Below are 12,600 nucleotides of genomic sequence, written 5' to 3'. Positions count from 1 at the left end.
TATAGGAGCACGGCGGCAGGCCGCGGCCTCAGCGGGGGGACGGCACCTCGGCCACCGGCCCGCCGGCGCCCTCGGCCTCGTCCTCGACCTGGTTCGGCTTGGCGCCGCCGAAGCGGCGGTCGCGCATCGCGTACTGCTCGCAGGCCCGCCACAGGTCGCGGCGGTCGAAGTCGGGCCAGAGCACATCCTGGAACACGAACTCCGCGTACGCCGACTGCCAGGCGAGGAAGTTGGAGGTGCGCTGCTCGCCGCTGGGGCGCAGGAACAGGTCGACGTCCGGCATGTCGGGGTAGTACAGGTACCTGGCGAAGGTCTTCTCGTTGACCTTCTTCGGGTCGAGCCGGCCGGCGGCCACGTCCCGGGCGATGGCCTGGGCGGCGTCCGCGATCTCGGCCCGACCGCCGTAGTTGACGCAGAAGTACAGCGTCATGGCGTCGTTGTCCTTGGTCTGCTCCTGGGCGACCTGGAGCTCCTGGACGACGCTCTTCCACATCTTCGGCATCCGGCCGGCCCAGCGGATGCGGATGCCCATGGCGTCCATCTCGTCGCGGCGGCGGCGGATCACGTCCCGGTTGAAGTTCATCAGGAACTTCACCTCCTCCGGGGACCGCTTCCAGTTCTCCGTGGAGAAGGCGTAGAGGGAGAGGTTCTTGACCCCGATCTCCAGGCAGCCGCGGAGCACGTCGAGGACGACCGCCTCGCCGACCTTGTGGCCCTCGGTGCGGGGCAGGCCGCGCTCCTTGGCCCAGCGGCCGTTGCCGTCCATGACGCAGGCGACGTGGTTGGGAACGAGCTCACCGGGGATCTTCGGCGGCCGGGCACCACTGGGGTGCGGGGCCGGGGTCTCGTACACCCGCTGCTTGCTGCCGAAGAGCCGTCGCGCTGCCATGCTCACTTCTCCACGTATCTCATCGAGCGGATACCCCGCTCCAGGTGCCACTGCAGGTAGGCGGCCACCAGTCCGCTGCCCTCGCGCCAGTACCGCGGTTCGCACGCGTCCGCCGTCTGCCAGTCGCCGGAGAGCAGCGCGCCGAGCAGCACCAGTGTCTCAGGGGAGGGTACGGCACTTCCAGGGACCCGGCAGTCGCCGCACAGCACGCCGCCGGCCTGCAGGGAGAAGAACCGGTTGGGTCCGGGCAGGCCGCACTTGGCGCAGTCGGTGAAGCTCGCGCCGTAGCCGTTGACGGCCAGCGAGCGCAGCAGGAAGGCGTCGAGCACCAGGTGGGACTCGTGCGCGCCGTCGGCGAGCGTGCGCAGGCCGCCCACCAGGAGCAGGTACTGCTGGACCGCGGGCTCGCCCTCGTTCTCGGCGAACCGCTCGGCGGTCTCCAGCATCGCGGTGCCGGCGGTGTAGCGGGCGTAGTCGGCGACGATCCGGCCGCCGTAGGGGGCGATCGTCTCGACCTGGGTGCAGAGCGGCAGAGTGCGGCCGACGAGTTCGCTGCCGCGGCTGAAGAACTGCACGTCGACGTGGGAGAAGGGCTCCAGCCGGGCGCCGAACTTGGACTTGGTGCGGCGCACGCCGCGGGCCACCGCGCGGACCTTGCCGTGCTGGCGGGTGAGCAGGGTGATGATCCGGTCGGCCTCGCCGAGCTTCTGGGTGCGCAGCACCACGCCGTCGTCGCGGTACAGGCTCATGCGGCGGCGCTCCTCGCGCGGCGGCCGGGCAGGATGGGCATCTCCCCATTCTCCCGCATGCCGCCGACACCCCGGCAGGGTGCCGAAAGCACCTGCCGACGGCGGGCGGCGGACGGCGTGCGGCACGTGGCGGGGGCGGGCGCGGACAGCCGTGCGCCCGCACCGCGGGTCCGTGGGGACGCCGGTTCGGTGCGGGCGCGGCGGGCCCGGGAGGGGGGTTGCGGGCCCGTCCGGAGGGAGCCCGGCGAGGGGCTCCGCGGCGGAGGTCGGTCGGCAGCGGTGCGGGAGGACGGAGGCGCCACAGGAAGGCGGGGCGGGAAGGCGGAGCCGGGCAGGTACGGGAAGGGAAGGGAAGGGAGCGGCGGGGTGGTCAGCGCGGCGCGCGGGTGGCGGCCTCCAGCAGCGCGTCCACGTGGGTGCCGCCGAGCCGGAGGCAGCGGCCGACCGCGGCCAGCGCGGACCGCTCCTGCGGCAGGTAGCGGCCGTCGGCGAGGGCGATCCAGGCGCCCTGCAGGACCAGCCGCTCGCGGCCGGCCTGGGCCAGGTGCGGGGCGAGCGGTTCGAGGGCGGCGTGCAGTTCGATGGCGAGGCCGCTGCCGGCGCCCTCCGCGCTGCCGTCGACCTCCTGCGGTTCGCCGCCGCTGTGCCCGGTGAGGGCGGCCAGCGCGGCGAGCACCTGGGCCTCGCTGCAGTCCTCGAAGCCGGCCTCGCGGATGACCGCGCAGGCGGCGTCGCGGCCGGCCCGGCTGCCGGCCCCGCCGGCCGCGAGCACGGCGAGGGCGACGGTGTACTGGGCGTCCCGGAGCATCGCCGCGAGCCGCACCGAGGTCAGCTGGTCGAGGGTCTCGACGCCGTAGCGGCCGTGGCAGCTGGTGCACTGGATGCTGCCGATCACCGGCCCGAGCGGCAGGACGGGGGTGCCGATCAGCCGCAGCCACCGCCGGCCGTGCTGCCGGCGGTAGTTGCGGTCGCCACCGCAGCCGGGGCAGAAGAAGTCACCGAGAACGTCCGTCCGCCAGCGCGGGCGGACACCCCACAACCCTGTCACGGCGCCACTCCCCAGACACGGCAGGCGGCCTGCACATCTGCGGGCAGGTCACGCGACCGGACGGCGGCGGTCGTCCCACCGACCCCGCTTCCGGTGCGTCGATGTTGCCATGGTTAAGGGCACGTGTCAGCACCCCGAACGGGTGCCGGCGCGAAAAAATGTGGCGTGGAACACACCCTTCCGGCTACGGCCCCCGAGGCGCCACCGGGCGGGCGGGGACGGCGAAGAGGGGCCACCCCGGCGGGTGACCCCTCGTCAGCTGCGATCCGCTGGGATCAGCCGCGCTGCGCCCGGTTGACGGCGCTGATCAGGGCCTTCAGCGAGGCCAGCACGGTGTTGCCGTCGATGCCGACGCCCCACAGCACCTTGCCGTCCACCGCGCACTCGACGTAGGCGGCGGCCTGGGCGTCGCCGCCCTCGCTCAGCGCGTGCTCGGCGTAGTCCAGGACGCGGACGTCCAGGCCGATACCGGCCAGGGCGTCGACGAACGCGGAGACCGGGCCGTTGCCGGAACCGGTCAGCGCGACCCGCTCGCCGTCGACCAGGGCCTCGGCGGACAGCACGTCGCGGCCGTCCTCGGTGGTCAGGCGGCGCGGGCCGTCCAGGGAGATGCGGCCCCACGGGTTCGCCGGGGTGGGCAGGTACTCGTCCTGGAAGACCGCCCAGATCTCGGCCGGGGTGACCTCGCCGCCCTCGGCGTCGGTCTTCGACTGGATGATCCGCGAGAACTCGATCTGCATCCGGCGCGGCAGGTCCAGCTTGTGGTCGTTCTTCAGCACGTAGGCGATGCCGCCCTTGCCGGACTGGCTGTTGACCCGGATGACCGCCTCGTAGGAGCGGCCGACGTCCTTCGGGTCGATCGGCAGGTAGGGGACGCCCCAGGTGAACTCGCCGACCGGGACGCCGGCGGCGGCCGCGTCGGCCTCCAGCGCGTCGAAGCCCTTCTTGATGGCGTCCTGGTGCGAGCCGGAGAAGGACGTGTAGACCAGGTCGCCGGCGTAGGGGTGGCGCTCGGCGACGCCCATCTGGTTGCAGTACTCGGCGGTGCGACGGATCTCGTCGATGTCCGAGAAGTCGATCATCGGGTCGACGCCCTGCGAGAACAGGTTCATGCCGACGTTGACCAGGTCCAGGTTGCCGGTGCGCTCGCCCTGGCCGAACAGGCAGCCCTCGACGCGGTCGGCGCCGGCCATCACGGCCAGCTCCGCGGAGGCCACGCCGGTGCCGCGGTCGTTGTGCGGGTGGGTGGACAGGCAGACGAACTCGCGGCGGGACAGGTTCCGCGACATCCACTCGATCTTGTCGGCGTAGACGTTCGGGGTGGACCGCTCGACGGTGGTCGGCAGGTTCAGGATGATCTCGCGGCCCTCGCCGGGCTGCCAGACGTCCATGACCGCCTCGCAGACCTCCAGGGCGAAGTCCAGCTCGGTGTCGATGAAGATCTCCGGCGAGTACTCGTAGCCGAAGACGGTGTCCTCGCCCAGGATCTTCTCGGCGTACTCCATCACCAGGCGGGTGCCGTCCACGGCGATCGCCTTGATGTCGTCCTTGCTGCCCTTGAAGACCACCCGGCGGAACAGCGGCGAGGTGGCGTTGTACAGGTGGACGGTGGCCCGCGGCGCGCCCTTCAGGGACTCCACGGTGCGCTCGATCAGGTCCTCGCGGGCCTGGGTCAGCACCGAGATGGTGACGTCCTCGGGGATCGCGTTCTCCTCGATCAGGGAGCGCACGAAGTTGAAATCGGTGGCGCCGGAGGACGGGAAGCCGACCTCGATCTCCTTGTAGCCCATGCCGACCAGCAGGTCGAACATCTTGCGCTTGCGGGCCGGGGACATCGGGTCGATCAGCGCCTGGTTGCCGTCGCGCAGATCGGTGGACAGCCAGCGGGGGGCCTGCGTGATGACCTTGCTCGGCCAGGTGCGGTCGGGCAGGTCGACGGTGCCGAAGGGTACGTAGCGGTGGAACGGCATGCCCGAGGGCTTCTGCTGCACCGTGGTGGCCGTGATCGGGGTGGGGCGGTCGATGAACGCGCGGGCGACGGACGACTGCTCGGTCATGGGTGTGACTCTCGGCTTCCCTGTCGAATGCGGGCTGCGGTCGGGGTGACGACACCGACCTGCCGGCTGAATGCGCCGCATCGTGAAAGGGCGCAACACAACTCCCCGCGGCAAGGGAGCCGGCCTTTTAGGACTACAGGCCCTCGCCGCGGCAGCTAAGAAGAAGCAGCCCGTAACGCATGATGTTCACCAGCGTAACCCAGGCCGCCGGGCACACGAAGTGAAGTCCACGACGATTCCACCCAGTGAGACGGTTCGGTTCCCGCAGGCATGGTGACAACAGGTCATGCATGCGTCACCCTGGGCGACATGAATCGGACACCGGCGCCCCCGGCGCACCCGCTGCCGCACTGCACCATCGTCCCGCCGCACATCCTGGACCGGCTCGCCGAACAGGGCCACGAGGCCGCCCGGCGCTCCCTCGCCCTGGACGCGGCGCACCGCGCGAACCGCCTGCTCGCCGCCCCGGCCCGGCCGCCCGCGCACCGGCTGACCCGGACCATCGCCGACGCCCGGCACACCGAGACGCTGCCCGGCCGCACCGTGCGCCGCGAGGGCGGCGCACCGGTCGCCGACGGCTCGGTCGACCGGGCCTACGACGGGCTCGGCGCCACCTTCGCCCTCTACGAGCAGGTCTACGGCCGCGAGTCGATCGACGGCGCCTGGCTGCCGCTGGACGCCACCGTGCACTACGGCGACCACTACGACAACGCGTTCTGGAACGGCAGCAGAATGGTCTTCGGCGACGGGGACGGCGAGATCTTCACCGACTTCACCTCCTGCCTGGACGTCATCGGCCACGAACTCACCCACGGCGTCACCCAGTACACCGCGGGCCTGGACTACCAGGACCAGTCCGGCGCGCTCAACGAGTCGCTCTCCGACGTCTTCGGCTCGCTGGTCAAGCAGTACGCGCTGGGCCAGAGCAGCGCCGAGGCCGACTGGCTGATCGGCGCCGGGCTGCTCGCCCCCGGCATCAACGGCGTCGCCCTGCGCTCGATGAAGGCCCCGGGCACCGCGTACGACGACGAGCGGCTCGGCAAGGACCCGCAGCCCGCGCACATGGACGACTACGTGCAGACCGCCTCCGACGCGGGCGGGGTGCACATCAACTCGGGCATCCCCAACCACGCGTTCTACCTCGTGGCGGACGCGCTCGGCGGGCACGCCTGGGAGCGGGCCGGGCAGGTCTGGTACGACACGCTGACCGGCGGGACGCTCTCCCCCGCCGCCGACTTCACCGCCTTCGCCCGTGCGACGGTGGCCGCCGCGCGGGCCCGCTGGGCGGACGACGCGGTCACCGACACGGTGGTCGCGGCCTGGTCACAGGTCGGGATCAGTACCACCTGAGCCTCGCGGGGAGTCTGTGAAAGACCTCGGCAAACGAAGGCCCTGCGTAGCACACTGGCAACCATGCGTATCCAGGTCATCCGGACCGGCGGCCTCGCCGGCCTCGCCAAGCACGCCGAGCTGGACACCACCGAGCGCCCGGACGCGCCGCACGTCCACGCACTGGCCCGCGAGGCGGTGGCCGGCGGGCTGCGCACCCCCTCGTACGGCGTGCCGGACGGCTTCCACTACGAGATCACCGTGGACGGGCGCACGGTCTACTGCGCCGACCCCAAACTGACCGACTCCCAGCGGGAACTGGTCGGCCTGGTGCTGCGCGAGGGGGCCTGAACCCGGCCGCCGGCCCGCCCGTGCCGCGGCGGCCGGTGCGGCGGGTGCGGCCGGTGCGGTTCAGCCGAACCGGCCGTTGACGCAGTCCTCGGTGCGCCTGTCGGCCGGAGTGCTGAACATCGCCGCGGTGGGGCCGTGTTCGACGATCGCCCCGGGGGTGCCTGCTCGGCGGGGAAGACGCGCAGAGGTCGGAGACCCGCTGGGCCTGCTGCACGTCGCGGGTGGCGATCACGAGGGTGACCTCGGCGGCCGGTCCGCGGACGGGACGTGCGAACGGACGGTGCTGAGCTCCTCCACGGGCCAGCACCGTCCGTACGCATCCGGCGGTCCGTCAGGGCGTCGGCGGCACTTCCAGGGCCACGGTCAGCGGCCGGTCGGCCGCGCTGCGGCCGGCCTCCACGGTGTACACGCCCGGCCGGGTGCGCCAGGCGCGCGCCGCGGTGTCCCAGGTCTGCACGGCGCGCAGCGGCACCGTGATCCGGGCGGTGGCGCGCTCGCCCGGGGCCGCCCCGACCACCGCGAAGCCGGCCAGCTGGAGGTCGGGGCGGCTGCGGTCGACACCGTCCGGCGCGAGGTAGACCTGCACGGTCTCGCGGCCCGGCCGGTCACCGGTGTTGCGGACCCGCACCGCGACCTCGGCCAGCGCATCCTGCCCCGCGCCGCCCAGCCGCACCTCCAGGCCCTCGTACGCCCAGTCGGTGTAGCCGCGGCCCTCGCCGAACCAGTACGCGGGCCGGGCGCCGGCCCGCCGGCGCCAGCCGCGGTAGCCGATGAACAGCCCCTCGCCGTAGGCCAGTTCGCCGCCCTCGGGGCGGACCTCCCAGACCGGGCAGTCGGCCTCCTCGGCGGGCCAGGTGGTGGGCAGCCGGCCGCCCGGCTCGGCGGCGCCCAGCAGGACGTCGGCGAGCGCCGCGCCGCCCTCCTGACCGGGGAACCAGGTGAGCAGCACCGCCGCCACCTCCTCGCGCCACGGCATCAGCACCGGCGCACCGGCGTTGACCACCACCACGGTCCGCGGGTTGGCGGCCGCCACCCGGGCCACCAGCTCGTCCTGGCGCCCCGGCAGGCGCAGGGTGTCCCGGTCGGCGCCCTCGCTCTCCACCTCCTCGGTGGTGCCGACCACCACGACGGCGACGTCCGCGGCGGCCGCGGCGGCCACCGCCTCCTCGATCAGCTCGTCGGCGGTGGCGGCCGGCGCGGCGTGGCCGAGGGTGAAGGAGACCAGCCCGAACCCGGCGAGGGCGCCCGCCTCGGGCAGGGTGTGGGTGAGCCGCAGCACGGTCTCCTGTCCGCCGGCCAGGTCCAGCTCGAAGCGCCGCTCCGGCGGGTTGAGGAAGGCCGCCGCCGGGTCCTCGCCGCCCGGCAGCAGCACGTCGTCGAAGAGCACCTCCCCCGCCGCCTCCAGCCGGAACCGGCCGACGCCGCGCAGCGACACCCGGTGCAGGCCGGCCCGGTCCGCCACCAGTACCGTCTCCAGCCGGACGGCGCCGAGCCGGGCGAAGTCCACGCCGCCGGGCAGTGAGCCCAGCCAGAGCACCGCACCGTCCGGGACCTTGGGGGCGCCGAGCACGGCGCCGTCCCGGCCGATCAGTTCGGCGGTGCCGGGGAAGGCCGCCGGGGCGAGGTACGTCCGCGGGTCCGCGCCGACCGCGTGGTGCAAGGCGGCCCGGTCGCCGAGCGCGTCCCGCAGGCCGTCCAGCGGCCCGACCAGCCGGGTCGGGAAGACCTGGGCGCTGCCGCCGCCGCCGAACCTCGCGTGCTCGGCGGCGGCGCCGATCACCGCGATCCGGGCCGGCGCCGGGTCGAGCGGCAGCACGTCGCCCTCGTTGCGGAGCAGGACGAAGGAGCGTGCGGCGACCTCGCGGGCCAGTGCCTCGCCGTCCACCGGCGCGGGCCGCAGCCCGTCCGGCACCGCGGCGGGCGCGCCGGCCAGCAGGCCGACCCGGGCGGCCAGCCGCAGCACCCGGCGGGCGAGCGAGTCGACGGCGGCGGCCGGCACCAGGCCCTCCTCGACGGCCCGCACCAGGTGCTCGCCGTAGACGGTGGCCGGCCCCGGCATGGCGACGTCCAGCCCGCCGAGGGCGGCGCGCACGGTGTCGCGGGCGCCCGTCCAGTCCGAGACCAGCACCCCGTCGAAGCCCCACTCCTCGCGCAGGACGCGGTTGTTGAGCTCGTCGTGCTCGGTCATGCCGGCGCCGTTGACGGCGTTGTACGCGGCCATCAGGCCCCACGGGTGGGCCTTGCGGACGATGGTCTCGAACGGGGCGAGGTACAGCTCGCGCAGGGTGCGCTCGTCGACCCGCACGTCGACGGTGTAGCGGTCGGTCTCGGAGTCGTTGGCGACGAAGTGCTTGGGGGTGGTGGCCACCCCGCCGTCCTGGACGCCGGAGACCAGGGCGGCGCCGATCTCGCCGGTGAGCAGCGGGTCCTCGGAGTAGCACTCGAAGTGCCGGCCGCCGCGCGGCGAGCGGTGCAGGTTGACGGTGGGGGCGAGCACCACGTGGACGCCCTTGCGGCGGGCCTCCTGGGCGAGCAGCCGGCCGGTGCGGCGGACGAGGCCGGTGTCCCAGGTGGCGGCGAGCGCGGTCGGCGAGGGGATGGCCACGGACGGGTCGTCGGGCGTCCAGTGCTCGCCGCGGACGCCGGCCGGCCCGTCGGACATCACCAGCCGGCCCAGGCCGACCTCCTCGTTCGCGGGCAGCGACCACATGTCGGCCCCGGCCAGCAGGGCGACCTTCGCGGGCAGGTCCAGGGCGGCCAGGGCGGCCTCGACGGCGGCCTCGCGCTGTGCGTCGGCGGTCAAGGTGTTCTCCTTCGGGTGGTGCGGGACGTTCGGGGCGGGCGGCACGGCGCTCAGATCCAGCCGTCGAGCGCGTGCAGGAAGCCCGCGAGGTCGTCCCGGTGGACGGTGTGGCCGGCGCCGGGGACGGTGCGGACCTCGAAGCCGCGGCTGCGCAGCAGGTCGGCGTCGGCCGGGCCGACCAGGAAGCTCCGGTCGGCGAGCACCACCAGCGAGCGGACCTCGGCCCGCTCGGGCAGGCCGGAGGGCTGCCCGGCCAGGCCGAGCGCGGAGTCGGCGTCCCAGGCGGCCAGGGTGGCGAGTTCGACCTCGACGTCGGCCTCCTCCCAGCGCGGGTTCATGGACCGGACGAGGTCGGCGGTGGCCTGCTGCTTGAAGTCCGCGAACATCGCCGGGTCGACCCCGTCCGCGGAGCCGAACGCCCAGGCGGGGTCCACGAACACGGCGCGTGCGGGGGCCAGTTCGGGCAGTGCCCGGAGCAGGGTGATCCCGCCGAGCGAGTGGCCGACCGCGAGGTCGGCGCCGGTCGGCAGGGTCTCGGCCAGGTCGGCGGCGTAGGCGTCCAGGGCGTAGCGCTCCTGCGGGGTCGCGCCGGTGCCGCGCGGGCTGCGGCCGTGGCCGCGCTGGTCGACGGCGATGACCCGGTAGCCGCGGTCGGCGAGCGCGGGGCCGACCCGGCGCCAGGTCCGGTGGTCGGACATGATGCCGTGGACCAGCAGGGCGGTCCGGTCGCCGGACCCCCACTCCTCGGTGTGCAACTTCACGGTGGTGGAGCCTCTCTGTGGACTGCGGGGTGGACAGCGGGACGGGCTGTGGGGCGGACGACGGGGTGGGGCGGGGTCAGCGGACGCCGCGGATCGGCCGGACGGCCAGGGCGCCGAGCAGGGCGAGCACCGCACCGGTGAGGAAGAGCGGGGTGTAGCCGCCGAGGCCGACCACGGCGGAGGCCACGAACGGGCCGAGGATCTGCGGGCCGGCGTTGGCGATGTTGAGCACGCCCATGTCCCGGGCGGCGTCCTCGGCCTTCGGCAGGACCATCGTCACCAGGGCGGTGTCGACCGCCATGAAGCAGCCGAAGGCCAGGCCGTTGACGGCGGAGAAGGCCAGCATGCCGGGCCAGGTCGGGCTGGCCACCGGGATCAGCAGGGCGAGCGCGGACAGGCCGGCGGACAGGCCGACGAAGAGCTTGCGTCGGCCCAGCCGGTCGGAGAGCACCCCGCCGGCCACCGTGGACAGGGCCATGGCGGCCCCGGAGACGGGGGTGAGCACGGCCACCGCCGCGGCCGGGCCGAGGCCCGCCGGCAGCGCGATGTGGTCCTGGAGGATGTAGAGCTGGTAGCCGACCACCGCGAAGTACCCCAGCACCAGCAGGAACCGGCCGGTGAAGGCCCAGCGGAAGTCGGGCACCCGCAGCACCCCGAGGAAGGCCGCCAGCTGCTCGCGCAGCGGCACCGCGGCCCGGGCGGGCACCGGCCGCTCCTCGGCGCAGGAGGTGAACAGCACCCCGGCGGCGGCGACCAGCAGCCCGAGGACGAGGTAGCCCGTCCGGTAGTGGCCGGCGAAGGCGGAGGCGACGAGGACGCCGAGGGTGGAGCCGACCGGCAGGCCGAGGCCGACCGCGGCGGAGGCGGTGCCGCGGCGGGCGGCGGGCACCCGGTCGGGGACGACCGAGGTGATCGCGGCCTGGTAGAAGTTCATCACCGCCTGGGCGAGGCACCAGGCCAGCGCGACCAGCAGCACGGTGTCGGCGCTGCCGAGCAGCGCGGTCGCGGCGACGGCCGCGAGCCCGCCGCCGAGGATCCACGGGTTGCGGCGCCCGGAGCGGTCGGAGAGCGCCCCGGCGACCGGGTTGAAGACGGTGGCGAAGACCGCCGCGACCCCGCCGACCAGGCCGAGTGCGGCGACCTTGCGGGCCGGGTCGAGGTGCTCGATCTGCAGCGGCAGCAGCACGCTGCCCACGCCCACGTACAGGGCGTACATCGCGGTGTTGCCGGCGAACAGCAGCGGCAGCAGGCCGCGGGTGGAAGCCGCCGGCGGGGAGTCGGCGGATCTGTCGTCGGCGCGGGTGGGGGAAAGGGCCACGGTGCCCTCCAGGGGGATCGCCCGGGTTGCGGGTGGGGCCGGGCAGGCGGACGGGAGGCGCTCGCGAGTCGGACGTTACACGTGTAACGCTTACTCGTGTAACCAGAGAGATAACCCCATCCCCCGCGCCCCGGCCAGCCCCCGGCCGTGAAAAGATTCGAACCGTTATGAACCCCAGCCCCGACCGCTCCGCCCCGCCGACCAGTGCCGACGTCGCACGGCTCGCCGGGGTCTCCCGCGCCACCGTCTCCTACGTGCTCAACGGCACCGCCGCCGGCCGGGTCGGCGAGCAGACCCGGCAGCGGGTGCGGGCCGCCGCCGAGGAGCTCGGCTACGTCCCGAACGCCGCCGCCCGCTCGCTGCGCGCCGGCCGCAGCGGCCTGGTCCTGTTCATCGGCGCCTCGGTGCCGATCGGGCCGCTGTTCAGCGGCTTCTACCGCGAGGCCCAGCAGTCCCTGGCCCGGCTCGGCTACACCACCGTGCTGTACGGCCCGGACGGCGGCAGCGGCGAGCCGGCCCGCGCCTGGGCCGAACTGCGCCCGGCCGCGGTGGTCTGCCTGGAGCCCGCGCTCACCCCCGCCGGGGTGGAGCTGCTGCACCGCTCCGGCACCGCCGCGGTGCTGACCTTCGGCATCCCGCCGGTGGCCGGTGCGCACGCACTGCTGCTCGACCAGCACGAGGTGGGCGCCACCGCCGCGGCCCACCTGCTGGCCGGCGGCCGCCGCCGGATCGGCGCGGTGGTGCCGACCGACCCCGACCTCGACGCGTTCAGCGGCCCGCGGCTGGCGGGGGTGCGGGCCGCCGCCGCGGCCCACCCGGACGCCCGGGTGGAGCCGCTGCCGCTCGACTACACCGAAGAGGACGCGGCCCGCCTCGCCGCCCGCTGCCGCGAACTGGGGCTGGACGCGGTGTTCGGCTACAACGACGAGTACGCGATGCTCGTGCTGCGCGCCCTGCAGGATGCCGGCCTCGACGTGCCGGGCGACGTCGCCCTGGTCGGCGCGGACGACCTGATGCTGGCCCGGCTGCTCCGGCCGCGGCTGACCACCGTGCGGATGAGCATGCTGCCGGGCGGCGAGTTCGCCGACCTGGTCGACGGGCTGGTCACCGGACGGGCGGTGCCTGGCGGCGCCACCGCCGGGCGGGAGCCCGTCCGCCTGGTCGTCCGCGAGTCGGCCTGACCCCGCCGGACGGACCCGGCATGCCGAAGGGCCGCCCGCCCCCCGCCGGCGCGCCCGGCCACCCAAAGAGCGACCCGCGGGCAGAAACGAGAACGGCCAACCCGGAGGGGTGGG

The 12,600-nt window shown here is 74.4% G+C and carries 10 protein-coding genes; 3 read left to right on the top strand and 7 right to left on the bottom strand.

Annotated elements, in window-relative coordinates; genetic code table 11:
* Positions 1 to 28 precede the first annotated feature (28 nt).
* The 4 genes from ACFV0G_RS20770 to leuA form a co-directional block, all read right to left on the bottom strand.
* On the bottom strand, positions 29 to 889 hold the full coding sequence (locus tag ACFV0G_RS20770) for an isoprenyl transferase (RefSeq protein WP_380549656.1): 861 nt from the start codon (positions 887 to 889) through the stop codon (positions 29 to 31).
* 2 nt (positions 890 to 891) lie between these two features.
* Positions 892 to 1,638, bottom strand: a complete 747-nt coding sequence (gene recO, locus ACFV0G_RS20765) for a DNA repair protein RecO (protein ID WP_380549653.1) — start codon at positions 1,636 to 1,638, stop codon at positions 892 to 894.
* Positions 1,639 to 2,008: 370 nt separating this feature from the next.
* Positions 2,009 to 2,686 (bottom strand): TerB family tellurite resistance protein, encoded by a 678-nt coding sequence (locus tag ACFV0G_RS20760; protein ID WP_380549650.1) that lies wholly within the window; start codon positions 2,684 to 2,686, stop codon positions 2,009 to 2,011.
* Positions 2,687 to 2,961: 275 nt separating this feature from the next.
* Positions 2,962 to 4,743 (bottom strand): 2-isopropylmalate synthase, encoded by a 1,782-nt coding sequence (leuA, locus tag ACFV0G_RS20755; RefSeq protein WP_380549647.1) that lies wholly within the window; start codon positions 4,741 to 4,743, stop codon positions 2,962 to 2,964.
* A gap of 309 nt (positions 4,744 to 5,052) precedes the next feature.
* On the opposite strand from leuA, the gene ACFV0G_RS20750 reads away from it, so the two are divergent.
* Together ACFV0G_RS20750 and ACFV0G_RS20745 are read left to right on the top strand one after the other, a co-directional pair.
* Positions 5,053 to 6,093: a M4 family metallopeptidase gene (locus ACFV0G_RS20750; protein WP_380549644.1), complete on the top strand. Its 1,041-nt coding sequence runs from the start codon at positions 5,053 to 5,055 to the stop codon at positions 6,091 to 6,093.
* A 63-nt stretch (positions 6,094 to 6,156) separates the two neighbouring features.
* Positions 6,157 to 6,423, top strand: a complete 267-nt coding sequence (locus ACFV0G_RS20745) for a protealysin inhibitor emfourin (protein ID WP_380549641.1) — start codon at positions 6,157 to 6,159, stop codon at positions 6,421 to 6,423.
* Between the two features lie 331 nt (positions 6,424 to 6,754).
* Here ACFV0G_RS20745 and ACFV0G_RS20740 read toward each other — a convergent pair whose 3' ends face one another.
* The 3 genes from ACFV0G_RS20740 to ACFV0G_RS20730 all read right to left on the bottom strand — a co-directional run bounded on the left by ACFV0G_RS20740 (position 6,755) and on the right by ACFV0G_RS20730 (position 11,305).
* A complete protein-coding gene (locus ACFV0G_RS20740; RefSeq protein ID WP_380549638.1) occupies positions 6,755 to 9,226 on the bottom strand; it encodes a beta-glucosidase in 2,472 nt (823 codons plus the stop codon).
* 50 nt (positions 9,227 to 9,276) lie between these two features.
* Complete coding sequence (locus ACFV0G_RS20735) at positions 9,277 to 9,987, bottom strand: alpha/beta fold hydrolase (RefSeq protein WP_380549635.1); 711 nt, start codon at positions 9,985 to 9,987, stop codon at positions 9,277 to 9,279.
* 76 nt (positions 9,988 to 10,063) lie between these two features.
* The gene (locus ACFV0G_RS20730; protein WP_380549632.1) at positions 10,064 to 11,305 is read right to left on the bottom strand and encodes an MFS transporter; all 1,242 of its coding nucleotides are present in this window, start codon (positions 11,303 to 11,305) and stop codon (positions 10,064 to 10,066) included.
* A 167-nt stretch (positions 11,306 to 11,472) separates the two neighbouring features.
* On the opposite strand from ACFV0G_RS20730, the gene ACFV0G_RS20725 reads away from it, so the two are divergent.
* Positions 11,473 to 12,486, top strand: a complete 1,014-nt coding sequence (locus tag ACFV0G_RS20725; RefSeq protein ID WP_380549629.1) for a LacI family DNA-binding transcriptional regulator — start codon at positions 11,473 to 11,475, stop codon at positions 12,484 to 12,486.
* Positions 12,487 to 12,600: the final 114 nt, after the last annotated feature.

The sequence above is a fragment of the Kitasatospora sp. NPDC059571 genome (assembly GCF_042735675.1).
Taxonomy (GTDB): Bacteria; Actinomycetota; Actinomycetes; order Streptomycetales; family Streptomycetaceae; genus Kitasatospora.
This window is presented reverse-complemented; position numbering and strand designations above follow the sequence as displayed.